Raw genomic sequence first — 16,903 nt, 5'->3', positions numbered from 1 at the left:
CAGTGCCACGCGTGCCGGCATCTCAGTCCAGCAGGCAGCCCAGCACCTTCACCAGCATGTCGTTCACATCCACAGCCTGCACGGCGCCCGGCAGCTCCACGTCGCCGTGCATCACGAACACCGGCTTGCCCCATTTCAGCCCCATCGCCATCTCCGACAGCGTGCCCATGTTGCCGCCGATGGCGACCAGGCACACGCCGCTGCGCGCGATGATGCCGTTGCGCATCTCGCCCATCCCGGTGGGGATGGCCACGCTGAGCCACTCGTTGGCGTTGCGGTCGTCTTCCTCGGGCAGGATGCCCACCGCAATGCCGCCGGCCTCCACCGCACCGCGCGAGGCCGCGGCCATCACGCCGCCGCGCCCGCCGCACACCACCGCCATGCCCGCGCCGGCCAGCGCGTGCGCCACCGCATAGGCGGCTTCGCACTCGGCCGGCCCTCCGTCGCCCGGGCCGAGGATGGCCACCGGCTGTCGGTGGCGCGCGGGCCCCCACTGCCGCTGCGCCAGGCGCGTCAGCGCCTCAGTGACCGGCGCCGACAGCACCGCGCTCGCGCCTTCGCGTAAAGACATCGCCCACTCCCATCACGATCACACACACCACCATCAGCACCAGCGACAAGGCCGCCGCCACCGCGAAATCGGAACCGCCGTCGCCCACCTGCGCCAGCAGCATCAGCGGCAGGATGTTCAGCTGCGTGCCCACCAGCGCCAGCGCCGTGCCGTAGGTGCCCATCGCGATCGCGGCCACCATGCAGGCGTTCGACAGCACCGAGGGCATCACCTCGGGCACCACCGTGTCCCAGAACGCGCGCGCCTTCGATGCACCCAGCGTGCGCGCCGCCTGCGCCGGGCGCAGGTCGAGGTTCGCGAACACCGGGTACAGCGACAGCGCCACGCGCGGAATCAGGTAATAGGCATAGGCGAAGCCCAGCCCCGACACGCTGTAGATCCAGCTGCCGATCAGCGCCGGGTCTGCGCCCAGCCCCGCCAGCAGCTGCGTGACGAAGCCCGCGCGCCCGAAGGCCAGGATGAAGCCGTAGGCGATCACCAGGCCCGAGAACGCCAGCGGCAGGCCCAGCAAGGTCATCATCCATTGGCGCCGATGCGCGGGCTGGCGCGCCAGCTCGATCGCGATGCACGTGCCCACCAGCGCAGACCCCGCGCCCGCCGCCAGCCCCAGGGCCAGCGTATTGCGCAGTGCCCCGAAGAACAGCGCGTTGCCGAACAGCCGCCCGAAGGCGCTGCCGCCGTTGGCAAAGGCCTCGGGCAGCAGCGCCGCGAGCGGCACCGCGAAGAAAAGCGCCATGAAGGCCCATGCGGGCCAGGCGCCGAAGCGTCGCATCACGGGCTGCTTACTTGCCCAGGGCGGCCAGCGCCCAGAGCTTGTCGACCTCGGCCTTGCGCTCCGAGGCCTTCACCACGTCGAGCGGACGGATCTGCGGCGCGGCCGGCATCTTGGCCGCGATGTCGGCCGACAGCGGCGTGCCCGGCACGGCGGGGCGCACGAAGCCCTGCGCGAACAGCGTCTGGCCCGCCTCGCTCATGACGAAGTTCAGCCACAGCTTGCCGGCGTTGGGGTTCGGCCCGTTCTTCACCAGGCTGATGGCATACGGCGCGGCCACGCTGGCCTCCTTCGGAATCACGACCTCGGCCGCGTCGCCCATGCCGTCGACGTGCTTGGCCTTCAGGCCGTCGTTCTCGTAGCTGATCCACACCGGGATCTCGCCCTTGAGGAACTTGGCGTACGGCGTGGTGCCTTCCACGCGCAGCACGTTGCCGGCCGAGTGCAGCTTGCCCAGGTAGTCGGTGCCGGGCTGCACGTTGTCCACGCTGCCGCCGTTGGCGTAGGCCGCGGCGAAGGTCAGCACCTGGCCGATGCCGGTGGAGCGCGGGTCGAGGTACACCACCGAGCTCTTGTATTCGGGCTTGAGCAGGTCGGCCCAGCCCGTGGGCACGTTCTTCACCAGCTTCCTGTTGACCAGGAACGCGATGTTCAGCGTGTGGATGGTGAACCACCGGCCCTCGGCCTCGCGGAACACCGGGGGCAGCTTGTCGAAGTTGGCGGGCTTGAAGGGTGCGACCACGTCCTTCTTCGCGGCATCGACGCCCGAGGCCGCGAAGTAGTAGGCGGTGTCGGCCTGCGGGCGGCGCTTGGTCTTTTCGAGCGCGACCACGGTGGCGGCCGAGCCGATGTCGTTGTAGGTCAGCTCGATCTCGGGGTAGCGCTTCTTGAAGGCCGCGAACAGCGACTTCCAGTTGGCCCATTCGGGGCCGGTGTCGAAGGACACGCACAGGCCTTCCTTCTGCGCCTCGGCGTACAGCGCCTTCTCGCCCGCGTAGAGCTCGGGGCCGTCGAAGGCGAAGGCGGCGCGGGCCGCGAGCGTGGACAGGGACAGTGCGCCTGCGGCCTGGATCAGATGTCTGCGTTGCATGGTGGCTCCTTGGAGGAAATGAAGGAAAGGCTCGGTCAGTGGTCGAGCAAACGAAGGTGTTCGGGCGCGATGGCGATGGCCTGCGCGGCGGGCAATGCCGATTCGGCGAGGAAGGGCCTGGCCGCGCCCGGCACTTCGAAGTCGTAGCGCGTGAGCGCGCCCAGGTAGCGCTGCGCGCCGGTGCGGCCCGCCAGCAGGTTCAGGCTGCCGGGCGCCGGGTCGGGCCGGATGTGCTCGGGGCGCACCAGCACGTGCACCGCCGCGCCGAAGGCCCGTGTGCCGGTGGGCGCGGCGAGCTCGGCAAAACCCAGGTCGATGCGATCGGGGCCGCTCACCTTCGCAGGCAGGATCGTCGAGAGCCCGACGAACTCGGCCACCGCGCGGCTCGCGGGGTGCTCGTAGATGTCGCGCGGCGTGGCGATCTGCAGCAGCCGGCCGTCTTTCAGCATGGCCACGCGGTCGGCCATCACCAGCGCTTCTTCCTGGTCGTGCGTGACCAGCAGCGTGGTGGCGTTGAAGCGCTGCTGGATGGCGCGGATCTGGTCGCGCAGGTGGCCGCGCACGCTGGCGTCGAGCGCCGACAGCGGCTCGTCGAGCAGCAGGGCGCGCGGGTCGATGGCCAGCGCGCGGGCCAGCGCCACGCGCTGCTGCTGCCCGCCGGAGAGTTGCGCGATGCCGCGCTGCGCGTAGTCGCCCAGCCCCACGATGTCGAGCAGGTCCTGCGCGCGCTGGCGGCGCTCGGCGGTGGCTACCTTGCGCAGCTTGAGCCCGTAGGCCACGTTGTCGAGCACGCTCAGGTGCGGAAACAGCGCATAGCTCTGGAACACCATGCCGATGTGGCGCTGGTGCACCGGCGTGCGCGACATGTCGTCGCCGCCCAGCGCGATGCGCCCGGTGTGGCCGGTTTCCAGGCCCGCCACCAGCTTCAGCAGCGTCGACTTGCCCGAACCGCTGGGCCCGATCACCGCGACCAGTTCGCCGGTGCGCACGTCCAGCGACACGTCGTGCAGGCCGTGCGTGCTGCCGGGGTAGTTGTAGCTGACGTTGTCGAGAAGGAGGCTCATGGGAGGGTTACGCGCGTTGCTTCACCAGGGAAGAAGACAGGAGGGCCGACGCGCTCGCCAGCACGAGAAGAATGACCGTGGCCGCGCAGGCGAAGCCCGTGGCGCCGTAGAAGGCCTGCAGCAGCACGACGGGGTAGGTGCGGTTCTGGAAGCTCGTGAGCAGGTTCGACACGCCGAACTCGCCCACCGAAATGGCCGCCACCATCACCAGCCCGCTGATCAGGCTCTGCCGCACGCTGGGCAGCACGATGCCGGTGAACTGCTGCCAGCCCGAGGCACCGAGCGTGGCGGCCGCCTGTTCGAGCCGGCCCAGGTCGAGGTGGCGCAGGTCGGCCAGCAGCGTGTTGGTGAGGTAGGGCAGCGTGAGGATGGCGTGCGCCGCGATCAGCAGCGGCATCGAGCCCAGCCAGGGCGCCAGGTCGGTGTTGAACACGATCATGTAGCCGAAGGCCATGGTGATCGGCGGCACGGCCACCGGCGTGGCGCTCACGATGCGCGCCGCCAGGCTGCCGCCGCGCCGCGCGCCGTGGTACAGCGCATAGGCCAGCGGCAGCGCCAGCACGGTGTTGATGGCGCAGGCCGACATGGCCACCACCAGGCTGCTGACGAAGGCCTTGCGGAACGAGGTGTCGAGCCACAGGTCGACGTACCACTGCCCCGTGATGCCCGTGGGCAGCAGCGTGTTGGTCCAGTTGCCGCCCAGGCTGCCGATCATCAGCAGCGCGATGGGCAGCAGCAGGTACAGGCCGTAGATGAGCGAGATGCCGCGAACCAAGGTTGTCTCCAGTGTCTTGAGCAGCCGGCATACTTTCCGGATGCGCTACTGTCTGCGCAAGGCATGCCGCAGCAATGCCCCGAATTCTAGGAAGCGCATAGGCACCCATGGGTGAATGTTGGATGACGACACTTGAGCAATTGGAAAATGTTTTTCACGCAGCTTTCACACACCGGGGCCAGGCCGCATGAAGCGTGACTGCCCCACCATCCAGGAGCTGCTGGCCTTCGACGCCGTGGCGCGGCACCAGAGCATCACGCTGGCGGCCGGCGCCCTGTGCATCACCGTGAGCGCGGTCAGCAAGCAGATCGCGGGGCTCGAGGCCTTCCTGGGCCGCGAGCTGCTGCAGAAGAACGGGCGCGGCGTGCAGCTCACGCCGCAGGGGCGCGTGTACTGGCAGAAGATTTCGGGGGGCCTGCGCGCCATCGAGACCGCGACCTTCGAGGCGCGCTCGGGCGATGCCGGCGCCGGCCTGCTCACGCTGGCGAGCGTGCCCACCTTCCTCACCAAGTGGCTCATTCCGCGCCTGCCGGCCTTCAGCCAGAAGAGCCGCCACGTCATGCTGAGCTTCAGCCGCCACCTGGAGCCCAGCGACGGCATTCCGGCCGGCGTGGACGCCGCCATCCGCTACGGCCCCGACGGCTGGCCGGGGGTGGTGTCGGAGTACATCGCGGGGCGCGAGTTCGTGCTGATCGTGGCGCGCTCGCTGGTCGAGGGGCGCCACCGCATCGCGCAGCCCGCCGACATCCTGGGCCACACGCTGCTGCACCACGAGGGCGCGCCCACCGCCTGGCGCCAGTGGGCCGCGCAGCACGGCGTGCCCGAGGTGCAGACGGTGGCCGGCCCGCGCTTCGCGCAGTATTCGGCGCTGATCCAGGCCGCGCTCAACGGGCTGGGCATCGGCCTCGTGCCCAGGCTGCTGGTGCAGGAAGAGCTGGCCGAAGGCGCGCTGCTGAGCCCGTGCGGCACGCCGGTGAACGTGAACCAGGGGCACTACCTGTGCTACCGGCCGGACCGGCTCGACCTGCCGGCCTTCGCGGCGTTTCGCGCGTGGCTGCTCGACGAAGGCGTGGCCTCGCGCGGCGTGGAGGCCGAGGCATGATCCGTGAAACATCCAAGGGGTCGAACCGATGAAAGTCGCAGTGATGGGCGCCGGCGCAGTCGGCTGCTACTACGGCGCCATGCTGGCGCGCGCGGGCCACGAGGTGGTGCTGATCGGGCGGCCTTCGCATGTGGCGGCCGTCCAGGCGAAGGGGCTGCGCCTGGAAACCAGGGCCTTCGACGAACACGTGCCGCTCGCCGCAAGCACCGAAGCCGGCGCGGTACAGGGCGCCGACCTGGTGCTGTTCTGCGTGAAGTCGACCGACACCGAAGCGGCCGCCGCGCAGATCGCGCCGCACCTCGCGCCCGATGCGCTGGTGCTCACGCTGCAGAACGGCGTGGACAACGACGCGCGCGTGCGTTCGGTGCTGGCGTCGAACGAGGTGGCGGCCTCCGTGGTCTACGTGGCCACCGAGATGGCGGGGCCGGGGCATGTGAAGCACCACGGCCGCGGCGAGCTGGTGATCGCGCCGTCGCGCCGCAGCGATGACGTGGCGCGGCACCTGATCGCGGCAGGCGTGCCCACGGAGGTTTCGGGCAACGTGCGCGGCGCGCTCTGGGCCAAGCTCACGCTCAACTGCGCCTACAACGCGCTCTCGGCCATCGCCCAGCTGCCCTACGGCGTGCTGATCGAGGGCACCGGGGTGACCGACGTGGTGCGCGACGTGGTGGCCGAATGCCTGGCCGTGGCCAAGGCCGAAGGCATCGAGGTGGTCGGCGGCACCGACGCCGCCGTGCGCGGCATTCCGCAGACCATGCCCTCGCAGTATTCGTCGACCGCGCAGGACCTGGCGCGCGGCAAGCTCAGCGAAATCGACCACCTCAACGGGCTGGTCGTGCGGCGCGGCGAGGCGCTGGGCGTGCACACGCCCGCCAACCGCGTGCTGTTCGTGCTGGTGAAGCTGCTCGAAGGCAAGCAGCAGGCAGTTCGCGCCTAGCCTAGCCTGGCATCGGCTCGCGCATCGTCACGAACTCTTCGGCCGCGGTCGGGTGGATGCCGATGGTGCTGTCGAACAGCGCCTTGGTCGCGCCCGCGCGCATCGCCACGGCAAAGCCCTGCACCACTTCGCCCGCATCCGCGCCCACCATGTGCAGGCCGACCACGCGGTCGCTCTTCTTGTCGACAACCAGCTTCATGAAGGTGCGCTCGCTGCTGCCCGACAGCGTGTGGCGCAGCGACTTGAACTCGCTGGAAAACACCGTCACTTCGCCGAACTTCGCGCGCGCATTGATCTCGCTGTAGCCGCAGGTGCCGATGTTCGGATGCGTGAACACCGCCGTGGGAATGAACTCGTAGTCGAGCCGGCGCTTTCCCTTGCCGAACAGCTCGTCGACCACCACCATCGCCTCGGCCAGCGCCACCGGCGTGAGCTGCACGCGCGTGGACACGTCGCCCACCGCATAGATCGACGGCACCGAAGTGCGGTAGTGCGCATCGACCGCGATGGCGCCCTTGTCGTTCAGCTTCACGCCCGCCGCCTCCAGGCCCAGGCCCTGGGTGTTGGGCACGCGGCCCGTGGCGAAGAGCAACGTGTCGGCCTCCACCTGCTGGCCGCGCGCCAGCGTGACGGTGAGCCCGCCGTGCGCACTGCGCGCGACCGATGCGGCCTCGCAGTTGAGCCGGATCTCCACGCCGGCCTTGCCCATCTCGTTGGCGACGAACTGCCGCACGTCGTCGTCGAAGCCGGTGAGCAGGTGCGCTCTGCGGTGCAGCTGCGTCACCTTGGCGCCCAGGCCGTTGAAGATCGATGCGAACTCGCAGGCGATGTAGCCGCCGCCCACCACCAGCAGGCGCTTGGGGAAGGGCTCGAGGTCGAACATCGCATCCGAGGTCACGATGTGCTCGCGGCCCGGAATGTCGGGCACGAAGGGCGTGCCGCCGGTGGCCACCAGCAGGTGCTTCGCGGTGTGGCGCTTGCCGTCGATTTCCACCGTGTGGGCGTCGATGAGCTGGGCCCAGCCGGTGATGAGCATGACGCCCGAATTCTTCAGCAGCGAGCCGTAGATGCCGTTGAGCCGGCCGATCTCCTTGGCGCGCTGCTTCTTCAGGTGCGCCCAGTCGAAGTTCGGCGCTTGGGGCAGCGTCCAGCCGTAGCCCGCGGCTTCCTCGAAGGCTTCGCCGTAGCCGGCGGCATAGCTGTAGAGCTTCTTGGGAATGCAGCCCACGTTGACGCAGGTGCCGCCCAGGTCGGCGGCCTCGGCCAGTCCGACGCGCGCGCCGGTCTGCGCGGCCATGCGCGCGGCGCGAACGCCGCCGCTGCCGCCGCCGATGACGAAGAGATCGAAGTCGAATGTGCGCATGAAAGCTTGCTCCTAGGCCGACGACTGTAGCGGCGGGCCGAAGGCGGCGTTGCCGGCGGGGCTTGCGCGGCGGCGCGTGGGGCGCGCCGGCGTTGCGGCACGCGAGAATCCGCTGCCGTTGCCCACCGGTGGCAAGGAGGAAGCTTCCATGAAAAACAAAGACAACGCCCGTCCATTGGCCCTGTGGCGCTCCCAAAACAGGAGCGCCCTGGCGCTGTGCCTGGGGCTTGCCGCCACGTGGGCGGCCGCGCCCGCCGCGGCCCAACTTGCGCGCAAGCCTTCTTACTACCAGCAGCAGAACCAGCCGCAACCCGAGGGCCCCGCCGCGCAGCTGGTGCCGCGCCCGTCGGTGCCGTCGTCGCTGCCCGCGCTGCGCAGCCAGGGCGACTTCGACCAGCTGGCGCGCGTCTACGACCCCGGCACGCCGATGCAGCTGGCGCACGTGCTGTTCGCCATCGACCGGCAGGCCAGGCCGCCGCGCATGTACTACATCGACACGCCGCGCTACCAGCTGCATGTGCGCTTCCTGCGCGACACGCGGCTCGTGCCGAACACCGTCAAGCGCGAGATCGACCGTAACTACCTCGTGCCCGAGCGCCGCTTCCTGTTCGGCACGCTGAGCTGGCAGCAGAACATCGGCAGCTTCACCTACGAGTTCTGGGAAGGCGACCGGCTCACCGCGGCGCTGCTGCGCGAGGCCGACGCGCAGGTGAAGGCCAGCTTCTTCGCGCCCGTGAAGTTCAAGACCAACTCCACGCTGCACGAGCGCGTGGCGAAAGAAACCGGCATCGACTTCGTGAGCCAGGAGGCGCTGATCCGCGAGCAGCCCTACCTGCCGATGAACCTGGGCACCGCGACCGGCCGCGTGCGCATCGTGGACGACGCCTCGGGCCTCAATGCACTGCTGCCCGACGACATCGCCGTGCTGCGCCAGGTGCCGATCAACCTGCCGCCGGTGGCCGGCGTGCTGACCGAGCGCGCGTCGACCGCGCTGTCGCACGTCAACCTGCTGGCCAAGGGCTGGGGCATTCCGAACGCCTATGTGCGCGACGCGGCCACGGTGCTGAAAGAGCACGCCGGGCAGTGGGTGGCGCTGAAGGTGGCGGCCTCGGGCTACCAGGTGCGCCGGCTCACGCCCGAAGAGGTTGCCGCGTTGCCGCCGCGTGCCGCGCGTGCGGCCGCCACCGGGGCGGTGCCCGGCAGCGCGCGCGCCATCCAGCCCGACCTGCGCGAGACCCGGCTGCTGCCGCTGGCCGCGCTGCGCGCACGCCACAGCGCGCAATGCGGCGTGAAGGCCGCGAACCTCGGCGCGCTGCAGGCCGCGCACATTGCGGGCACGTCGGTGCCCGACGGCTTCTGCATTCCTTTCGCGCACTACGAGCGCTTCATGCGCACCCACGGCCTGGCCGGGCGCATCGCGCGCATGCAGCAGCAACCGGGCTTTGCGAGCGACCCGCAGCAGCGGCAGAAGGCGCTGGCGCAGCTGCGCGACGAGATCGTGCAGTGGCCGGTGGATGCGCCCACCGCGGCCGCATGGCGCGCCGCGTGGCAGTCGCAGCTGGGCGGTGGCGGGGTGTTCGTTCGCAGTTCGTCCAACTCCGAAGACCTGCCCGGCTTCAGCGGCGCGGGGCTCTACACCACGGTGCCCAACGTCAAGACCGGCGACGCGCTCGAAGTGGCGGTGAAGAAGGTCTGGGCCTCGGTGTTCAACCCCGAGGCCTGGGAGGCGCGCAGCGCCGCGGGCTTCGGCGCCGAGACGGTGCTGATGGGCGTGTTCGTGCAGACCGCCATCGACGCCACCAACGCCGGCGTGATGATCACGCGCGACCCGTTCGACGCGGGCCATCCGCACGTCACCTACATTTCGGCCAAGCGCGGCATCGGCATTCGCGTGGTCGAGGGGCAGCGTGTGGCGGAACAGGTGATGTATTCGAGCTGGTCGAAGGCCGTGCAGGTGTTGAGCCGTTCGGCGGAAGACACGGCGCTGCAGCTCGACAAGGACGGCGGCGTGAAGGAGGTGCCGGTGGAAGCGGGGCGCAACGTGCTGACCGACGAACTGGTGGTGCGGCTCGCCAATGTGGGTGCGGCGGTGAAGCGCACCTTCCAAGCGGTGGACCAGGACATCGAGTGGGCGACGGTGGGCGAGCGCATCGTGCTGCTGCAGGCGCGGCCGTATGTGGAGCGGCGGCGCTGATGTGACCGCGTCGATGTGGCCGCGGCGATGCCACGATAGTTTTTGAATCCGTTGCAGCCGGAATCGCGTGTTCCAGATCGAATTTCTATCGTGGCGCTGCGGTGCCGATGGACCTAGGCTCCGCGCATGAGCCTGTCACACACCGAGGGTGCTCGCGCACCACTGGACCTGCGCCACGTCGCAGGAGGGGAAGAGGGGGAAAAAAATGGACCATGGGAACGGCACTGAAGATTTCCAGGAGTCCAGGCATTTCGAGGCGCACGGCGAGCTGCGCATGTTTGCCGACGGTGCGGTGTTCGTCGGTGCCCGCGTGGTGTGCGCCGGGGGCGTCACGGTGCGTGTCGAATGGAAGTCGGCGTTCTACCCAGGGCCGCGCTACCGCAGGGACGAAGAGGGCATGCAGGACGGCGTGCAGATGCTTCCGCTCGGCTTCCACGAGGCCTTCGACCTGTACCTGCGGCGGCTGCGGGACGCCCAGGCCGACACCATCGTCGCCAGGTCGGCCGCCGGCGATGCAAGCTCGCTGGACCCCCGGAACCCGACGAAGCCCGACGTTGCGCAGGCCCTGCGCGAAGGCATGCGGCGCGCCGGGTTGCTGGCCGCCGGGCCCTCCTTGTAGAGTGGCAACCAGGGTTTTCACGAAGCGGTGAAAACCCCGATGGTTGACACCCGCACTGCAAGAAAGCAAAGAGATGACAGAACCCGTGGAGAACAAGGGCTACGCCGGCGACGTGACGCCAGAGCAGGCCGCCCAGTGGATGGCCAGCGGCGAGGCCGTGCTGGTCGACGTGCGCACCGACGCCGAACGCGAATGGGTCGGCTACGTGCCGGGCGGCGTGCCGTTGGCCTGGAAGCAGTGGCCGGGCATGGCGATGAACCCCGCGTTCGACGACGGGGTGCGCGCCGCGGCTGCCGATGGCAGGAAGGTCGTGCTGCTGTGCCGCAGCGGCGTGCGTTCCGTGGCCGCTGCCAGGCGCGCGACCGAACTCGGTGTGGAGGCCTACAACATCCTCGAAGGCTTCGAGGGCAACCCCGACGAACACGGGCACCGGGGGCAGGTCGGAGGCTGGCGCAAGCGCGGGCTGCCCTGGAAGCAGAACTGAACGCGCGTCTGCTGCGAGGCCGACGGCCTTGCGTCTGCGCTGCTTGACCATGCGCGCAGCGCCTCGTACAGCTGTGCGGGGCCGGGCAGGATGTCCTTCAGCCCATCGCGTACGCGCTCATGGCGGGGTCAGGAGATCGGGGCGATGGGCTCGGAGCCAGTTTTCGGCGCCGGCCAGCAATTTCGTGGCTTGGTCGATGCAGGCCTGCAGCGTGGCGGTGGAAACCGGGTCGCCTTCATAGTCGCTCACATTGCGTTGCCGACGCAGCGCATCGAGCACGATGATGTCCGGCTGCGCCACGCCCATCGTGAGGCCCAGGCTCTGTATGGCCGTCTGATGGTGGCCGGGTTGGCTGGTGGACGTGCGGTAACCGTTGGCCCACAAAGCCAGCATCGCGCATTGCATGATGCATTTGTAGGCCGCATCGAACCGGTTGTCGGTGCTGAGTTGTGCAATATGCGCGTCGGCCAGATTTCGCCGCGCCGCCTGACGCAGTTTGGCGATGCCCGCGGCATCAGGCTGGTGGGCCTGCAGCCGCCCGATCGCCAGCAAGTTCTGCAAGCTCATCGGCTCCTCCCTTCACAAGCAATTTTGGTTTGGCCAGTATGTCGCGCGCGAATGCGTCGCCACTGCGCGCGCGTTGCGCAAACTCCTCGGGTGTGTAGAGCACCGAGTTCACCTCGCGACCCAGCGCCGCATGCAGAGGAAACACCGCCTGTGCCAGCGTCATGAAATCCACGCTGCCCAACACCAGCAGGTCCACATCGCTGCCCGGCGAGGGCGTGCCGCGCGCCACCGAGCCAAACACCAGCGCCAACCGGATCTGCGCATCCAGCGGCGCCAGCGCCTCGCGCACGGCAGGCACCACGCCATGCGTCTTGCGAAACAGTGCCGCCAGATCCTCGAACAGGGGGTGGCGCGTGTTGGCGTTGTAACGCACCTGATTGCCTTGTTCGCTGCGCAGCAGCAGGCCGGTGCGCGCCAGCTTGTCGACTTCTCGCGCCAGCGTGCCCGCATGGCTGTCGGTCAGTCGCGCAAGCTCCCGCAGATGAAAGGCCGACTGCGGCTGCAGCAGCAGCACCGCCAGCACGCGCTGCCGCGCGGCGGGGAACAGCAGGTCCATCAGGGAAGGGTCGTTGCTCATTAGGCGACGATTGTTGCTAATAAGGCGACATTCGACAAGGCCTGCCGCATCAAATGCGGTGCATTGGTCTGGCCGCGCAAAAGCTCAGGCTCCGATGACTTGCCGCTCGCGCCCCGAACAGCAGCGTCAAAAACACACAGCAGAAACAAAACAGGCCCACCGATCTCCCGGCAGGCCCTTGCAAAGACAACTGAGCGTGCGTCAGCTCAGCGCCGGAATCCGCAGCTTCTGCCCCGGATAGATCTTGTCCGGGTTGCTCAGCATCGGCTTGTTCGCCTCGAAGATCGCGTTGTACTTGTTGGCGTCGCCGTAGTACTTCTTCGAGATGGCCGACAGCGTGTCGCCGCGCACCACGTCGTGGTACTGCGCGGGCGGCGCGGCCGGGGCCACCAGGTCGTTGTCGACGCTGGTCACGTTGGCCACGTTGCCCGCGGCCAGCGAGGCCTTCTCGCTGGCTTCCTGCGACGGCGCGTTGCCCGCCAGGGTGACCACGCCGCTGCTGGCCGTGTAGGTCACCACCAGCGCCGTGAGGCCGAGGTTCTGGGTCTCGATGTAGGTCTTGATGGCCGCCGCTGCGGCCGTGTTCGCGTCCGGTGCGTCCGGGGTGGCGGCGTGGGCCGACGATCCGCCGAACAGTTTTTCACCGGCCTCCTTGATGAAGCTGAGCAATCCCATGGTGTTCTCCTTGTGCCGTGGTGGATGGAAGGTGGAAGCCTTTGAAAGTCGAATGTAGGCGCGTAACACGGTGCCCGTTCGTAGGCCCATGCCGCGTATGCGACCAGCCCGCCGGCAGGGCCGGGCACAAAGTCGCAATAATCCCGCGCATGTCTTCCCCCTTCCTCGCCATCGACATCGGCAACACCCGCCTCAAATGGGCGCTCTACGACTCGGCCCGCCCCGGTGCCGCGTTGCAGGCGCAGGGCGCCGAATTTCTCGACCACATCGAACGGCTGGCCGAAGGCCCCTGGGCCGACCTGCCGGCGCCCGCGTCCATGCTGGGCTGCGTGGTGGCCGGCGACGCGGTGCGCCGCCGCGCCGAAGAACAGATCGGCGAGCGTTTCGACTGCACGCCCCGCTGGGTGATGCCGAGCGCGGGCGAAGCCGGCATCGTCAACGGCTACGACCACCCCACGCGCCTGGGCGCCGACCGCTTCGTGGCCATGATCGGCGCGCGCCACCGCATGCTGGCCGAACAGGCCGGTGGCCCGCCGCTGCCGATGGTGGTGGTGATGATCGGCACCGCGGTGACGGTCGAGGCCATCGACGCCGACGGCAAGTTCCTGGGCGGGCTGATCCTGCCGGGCCACGGCATCATGCTGCGCGCGCTGGAGTCGGGCACGGCGGGGTTGCATGTGCCGACCGGCGAGGTGCGCGAATTTCCCACCAACACCAGCGACGCGCTCACCAGCGGCGGCACCTACGCCATTGCCGGCGCGGTCGAGCGCATGGTGCAGCACGTGCGCTCGCACTGCGGCGCCGAGCCGGCCTGCTACATGACCGGCGGCGCGGGCTGGAAGATGGCGCCCGTCATGAACGGGCACTTCGAGCTGGTCGAAAGCCTGATCATGGACGGGCTGCTGGTGATCGCCCGGGAACGGGCGGCCGCCTGAAGCGCCTGCGGCTCAGGGCCGCATCAGGGCCTCGCCCATCGCCTGGAACGCGGGCAGCGTGAGCGGGTCGTTGGCGCCGTTGGCCGCCACCGGGTGCGCCGCGTAGCGCACGATCACCATCTCGGCCTTCGGGTCCACGTAGATGCTCTGGCCGTGGATGCCGCGCGCCATGTACGCGCCGTGCGGGTTGTGCGACACCCACCACATGTCGCGGTACGACCAGCCCTGCAGCAGCGGGTAGCCGGCCTTGACGAACTTCGCCGGGTCGCCGCCGCGCTGGATGTCCTGCACCACCGCCTTCGGGATGGCCTGCTGCCCGTTGGAGGCACGTCCGTCGTTGCGCAGGGTCTCGCCGAAGCGCGCCAGGTCGCGCAGCACGGTGTTCAGGCCGCCGCCGCCCGATTCGGTGCCGATGCGGTCGACCATGAAGTAGGCGTCCTGCTCGGCGCCGATGCGCCGCCAGATCTTCTCGCTCAGCAGGTCGGCCAGCGACTGGTTGCTGGCGCGGCGCAGCACCCAGGCCAGCACCTCGGCGTTGACCGTCTTGTAGGCGAAGGCATCGCCGTGCTCGCCTTCCTTCTTCAGCGTGGCCAGGAACTCGTAGAACGACTTGGGCCCCGCATAGCCCGGGCCCTGCACCAGCATGCCGCCGGCACGGGCGTAGTCCCAGATCTCGGCCTTGGGGTCGGCGTAGTTCTCGGAGTAGTGCACGCCGACCGTCATGTCCATCACCTGGCGCACGGTGGCGTCGCCGTACGCGGTGTCCTTCAGCTCGGGGATGTACCGGGTGACCAGGGCCGCGGGGTCGAGCTTGCCTTCGTCCGCGAGGATGGCCGCCAGCGTGCCCACGAAGGACTTGGTGACCGACATCGCGATGTGCGGGCGCTCGGGCGTGAGCGCGCCGAAGTACTTCTCGTAGACCACCTTGCCGCGGTGCATCACGAGGATGCCGTCGGTGTAGGTGCCGGAGATCATCTGGGCGAAGTTCAGCGTCTGGTCGCTGCCCAGGGGCTTGAAGGTCACCGCCTCGATCTGGATGCGCGGCGTTGCGGACGGCAGCGGGCTCGCCGCGCCGCTGCCGCGCCACACGTTGGCCGTGGGTACCGTCTCGCGCACGTGCGAGAAGCTCCAGCGCGTGCGCGGAAACACGCCGCCGGCCGGGTTGTCGAAGGTGACGAGCTTGTCGGGCGGGGGCGGGAAGCCCTTCATCCAGCCCATCGCATCGACCGAGGTGGCCGCAGGGTCCGGCAGCGCGGGAGGCGTGGGTGTCTGGGCGGAAGTGGTGTTCACGGCAAGCAGGGCGAATGCGGCGGCGAGCGCCGTTCGAATGAAAAGGGACATGTTGTTTCGAGCAAAGAAGATCAACGGCCGCTGAAGCGCGCGGGACGGCGTTCGACGAAGGAGCGCACGCCCTCGGCGGCGTCTTCGCTGTTCGACAGGCGCTTCTGCGTCTCGATGAACTCGCTCACCGCGGCCAGCGGGCCGTGCTCGATGGCCTTGAGCACGTTGAGCCGCGTGGCCACCACCGCCAGCGGTGCCTGCGCCGCGATGCGCTGCGCAATGGCCAGCGCCGCGTCGAGTTCCTGCCCCGCCGGTACCACCTTCTGCACGAAGTTCAGGCGGTAGGCCTCGGCGCTGTCGAACTCGTCGGCCGTCAGCAGGTGCAGCATGGCGTTGCCCAGCCCGGCGCGCTCGGCCATGCGCAGCGTGGCGCCGCCCGTGGCCATGATGCCGCGCTGCACCTCCATCTGCGAGAAGCGGCAGTTGTCGGCCGCCACCACGATGTCCGCGCCCAGCATCAGCTCGATGCCCACCGTGAAGCAGATGCCCTTCACGGCCACCACCATCGGCTTGGTGCGGCGGCGGTAGCCCTCGAGGCCGAAGTCGTGCGGCTCGACCAGCCCTTGCGGAATGGCCTTTTCGCCGCGCTTCATGTATTCGGCGACCGCCGGCAGGTCCAGGCCCGCCGTGAAGTGGTCGCCGAAGGCATGCAGCACGCCCACGCGCAGGGCAGGGTCGTCGTCCAGCCGGGTGTAGGCCTCGGCCAGCTGCTTGAACATGGGCGGCGTCCAGCCGTTGCGCTTGGCCGGGCGGTTGATGCCGATCAGCAGCACGTGGTCGAGCACCTGGGTGTCGATGCAGCCTTCGGCGGGCGGGGAGGTGGGGGTGGCGGTCATGGTTTTTTTGTCTCCGGGTTGTTCTTGTTGTGTGGCTCAGTAGGTGTAGACGCCGCGGCCGGTCTTGCGGCCCAGCTGGCCTGCAGCGACCATTTCCTTCAGCAGCGGGCAGGGGCGGTACTTGGAGTCGCCGAACTGCTCGAGGTAGACCTCCATCACCGCCAGGCACACGTCCAGGCCGATCATGTCGGCCAGCGCCAGCGGGCCGATGGGCTGGTTGCAGCCCAGCTTCATGCCCGCGTCGATGTCTTCCGCCGTGGCAATGCCCTCGGACAGCACGAAGAAGGCCTCGTTGATCATCGGCACCAGGATGCGGTTGACCACGAAGCCCGGCGCGTTCTTCACCGTGATGGGCGACTTGCCCAGCGTCACGGCCAGTGCCTTCACCGCGTCGTGCGTGGCGTCGCTCGTGAGGTAGCCGCGGATCAGCTCCACCAGCGCCATCATCGGCACCGGGTTGAAGAAGTGCATGCCGATGAAGCGGTCGGGGCGCGAGGTGGCGGCGGCCAGCTGCGTGATGGAGATCGACGAGGTGTTCGAGGCAATGATGACTTCGGGCGCCAGCAGCTCGTCGACCTGCTTCAGGATCTTCAGCTTGAGCGCGTGGTTCTCGGTGGCCGCCTCGATGACCAGCTGTGCGCCCTTCAGGTCGTCGTAGTTCGTCGAGCCCTTGATCAGCGCCAGCGCGGCGGTCTTCTGCTCGGCGGTGAGCTTCTCTTTCTTGATCAGGCGGTCGAGGCTGCCCGACACGGTGGCCAGGCCCTTGTCGACCGCCGCCTGGGCGATGTCGACCATCACCACGTTCACGCCGGCCACCGCGCAGGCCTGCGCGATGCCGTTGCCCATTGTTCCGGCGCCGATGATGCCGACAGTCTGGATAGCCATGAGAAAACTCCTTGAAGAAACAAAAAAAGGGGGGGCGCGCGGCGGGTACCACGGCAAGCCGTCGATTGTGAATCAGCCCCATGGCCGCGCCGTTGCCGCGTGTGACACGGCCGGCG

Annotated in this window: 18 protein-coding genes; 6 read left to right on the top strand and 12 right to left on the bottom strand. The window is 69.0% G+C overall.

What is annotated here, in order from left to right:
* Positions 1 to 22: 22 nt before the first annotated feature.
* From AC1DJH_RS29380 to AC1DJH_RS29360, 5 genes are read right to left on the bottom strand one after another with little or no spacing between them, the layout of a single operon-like run.
* Entirely contained in the window at positions 23 to 571 is a 549-nt protein-coding gene (locus tag AC1DJH_RS29380; RefSeq protein ID WP_472121509.1) for a TIGR00725 family protein, read from the bottom strand.
* The gene (locus AC1DJH_RS29375; RefSeq protein WP_478188096.1) at positions 522 to 1,343 is read right to left on the bottom strand and encodes an ABC transporter permease; all 822 of its coding nucleotides are present in this window, start codon (positions 1,341 to 1,343) and stop codon (positions 522 to 524) included. The genes AC1DJH_RS29380 and AC1DJH_RS29375 overlap by 50 nt, the downstream gene beginning before the upstream one ends.
* 10 nt (positions 1,344 to 1,353) lie before the next feature.
* Entirely contained in the window at positions 1,354 to 2,433 is a 1,080-nt protein-coding gene (locus AC1DJH_RS29370) for an extracellular solute-binding protein (RefSeq protein WP_478188095.1), read from the bottom strand.
* A 35-nt stretch (positions 2,434 to 2,468) separates the two neighbouring features.
* Positions 2,469 to 3,497 carry an ABC transporter ATP-binding protein gene (locus AC1DJH_RS29365; protein ID WP_478188094.1) on the bottom strand — a complete coding sequence of 343 codons (1,029 nt, stop codon included), beginning with the start codon at positions 3,495 to 3,497 and terminating at the stop codon, positions 2,469 to 2,471.
* 7 nt (positions 3,498 to 3,504) lie between these two features.
* A complete protein-coding gene (locus tag AC1DJH_RS29360; RefSeq protein WP_435488063.1) occupies positions 3,505 to 4,272 on the bottom strand; it encodes an ABC transporter permease in 768 nt (255 codons plus the stop codon).
* A gap of 187 nt (positions 4,273 to 4,459) precedes the next feature.
* On the opposite strand from AC1DJH_RS29360, the gene AC1DJH_RS29355 reads away from it, so the two are divergent.
* Both AC1DJH_RS29355 and AC1DJH_RS29350 read left to right on the top strand, forming a co-directional pair.
* Positions 4,460 to 5,374, top strand: coding sequence for a LysR substrate-binding domain-containing protein (locus AC1DJH_RS29355; RefSeq protein WP_478188093.1), 915 nt, complete (start codon positions 4,460 to 4,462; stop codon positions 5,372 to 5,374).
* Positions 5,375 to 5,402: 28 nt separating this feature from the next.
* Positions 5,403 to 6,311: a ketopantoate reductase family protein gene (locus AC1DJH_RS29350; protein WP_478188092.1), complete on the top strand. Its 909-nt coding sequence runs from the start codon at positions 5,403 to 5,405 to the stop codon at positions 6,309 to 6,311.
* Position 6,312: 1 nt separating this feature from the next.
* Here AC1DJH_RS29350 and gorA read toward each other — a convergent pair whose 3' ends face one another.
* Positions 6,313 to 7,674, bottom strand: a complete 1,362-nt coding sequence (gorA, locus tag AC1DJH_RS29345) for a glutathione-disulfide reductase (RefSeq protein WP_478188091.1) — start codon at positions 7,672 to 7,674, stop codon at positions 6,313 to 6,315.
* A 148-nt stretch (positions 7,675 to 7,822) separates the two neighbouring features.
* Between gorA and AC1DJH_RS29340 the strand changes: the two genes are divergently transcribed.
* The 3 genes from AC1DJH_RS29340 (at position 7,823) to AC1DJH_RS29330 (ending at position 10,971) form a co-directional block, all read left to right on the top strand.
* Entirely contained in the window at positions 7,823 to 9,868 is a 2,046-nt protein-coding gene (locus AC1DJH_RS29340; RefSeq protein ID WP_478188090.1) for a PEP/pyruvate-binding domain-containing protein, read from the top strand.
* Positions 9,869 to 10,073: 205 nt separating this feature from the next.
* A complete protein-coding gene (locus AC1DJH_RS29335) occupies positions 10,074 to 10,487 on the top strand; it encodes a hypothetical protein (RefSeq protein WP_472121490.1) in 414 nt (137 codons plus the stop codon).
* A gap of 73 nt (positions 10,488 to 10,560) precedes the next feature.
* Positions 10,561 to 10,971: a rhodanese-like domain-containing protein gene (locus AC1DJH_RS29330; protein ID WP_435488068.1), complete on the top strand. Its 411-nt coding sequence runs from the start codon at positions 10,561 to 10,563 to the stop codon at positions 10,969 to 10,971.
* A gap of 117 nt (positions 10,972 to 11,088) precedes the next feature.
* Here the strand turns inward: AC1DJH_RS29330 and AC1DJH_RS29325 are convergent, their stop codons facing one another.
* From AC1DJH_RS29325 to lysM, 3 genes are all read right to left on the bottom strand, one after another.
* Positions 11,089 to 11,538: a DNA-binding protein gene (locus AC1DJH_RS29325; RefSeq protein WP_435488069.1), complete on the bottom strand. Its 450-nt coding sequence runs from the start codon at positions 11,536 to 11,538 to the stop codon at positions 11,089 to 11,091.
* Positions 11,486 to 12,115, bottom strand: coding sequence for a nucleotidyltransferase domain-containing protein (locus AC1DJH_RS29320; RefSeq protein ID WP_478188089.1), 630 nt, complete (start codon positions 12,113 to 12,115; stop codon positions 11,486 to 11,488). The genes AC1DJH_RS29325 and AC1DJH_RS29320 overlap by 53 nt, the downstream gene beginning before the upstream one ends.
* Positions 12,116 to 12,316: 201 nt before the next feature.
* Complete coding sequence (gene lysM, locus AC1DJH_RS29315) at positions 12,317 to 12,790, bottom strand: peptidoglycan-binding protein LysM (RefSeq protein WP_478188088.1); 474 nt, start codon at positions 12,788 to 12,790, stop codon at positions 12,317 to 12,319.
* A gap of 149 nt (positions 12,791 to 12,939) precedes the next feature.
* Between lysM and AC1DJH_RS29310 the strand changes: the two genes are divergently transcribed.
* Complete coding sequence (locus AC1DJH_RS29310) at positions 12,940 to 13,725, top strand: type III pantothenate kinase (protein ID WP_472121482.1); 786 nt, start codon at positions 12,940 to 12,942, stop codon at positions 13,723 to 13,725.
* Positions 13,726 to 13,737: 12 nt separating this feature from the next.
* On the opposite strand, the gene AC1DJH_RS29305 is transcribed toward AC1DJH_RS29310, so the two are convergent.
* The 3 genes from AC1DJH_RS29305 to AC1DJH_RS29295 are packed head-to-tail and all read right to left on the bottom strand — an operon-like array spanning position 13,738 to position 16,787.
* Positions 13,738 to 15,066, bottom strand: coding sequence for a serine hydrolase domain-containing protein (locus tag AC1DJH_RS29305; RefSeq protein WP_478188087.1), 1,329 nt, complete (start codon positions 15,064 to 15,066; stop codon positions 13,738 to 13,740).
* 20 nt (positions 15,067 to 15,086) lie between these two features.
* The gene (locus AC1DJH_RS29300; RefSeq protein ID WP_435488073.1) at positions 15,087 to 15,902 is read right to left on the bottom strand and encodes a crotonase/enoyl-CoA hydratase family protein; all 816 of its coding nucleotides are present in this window, start codon (positions 15,900 to 15,902) and stop codon (positions 15,087 to 15,089) included.
* A gap of 36 nt (positions 15,903 to 15,938) precedes the next feature.
* A complete protein-coding gene (locus tag AC1DJH_RS29295; protein ID WP_435488074.1) occupies positions 15,939 to 16,787 on the bottom strand; it encodes a 3-hydroxybutyryl-CoA dehydrogenase in 849 nt (282 codons plus the stop codon).
* Positions 16,788 to 16,903 lie beyond the last annotated feature (116 nt).

The organism is Variovorax sp. 10N412 (genome assembly GCF_056394985.1).
Note: the sequence above shows the minus strand (reverse complement) of the source record. Positions and strands in the feature narration are given on the sequence as shown.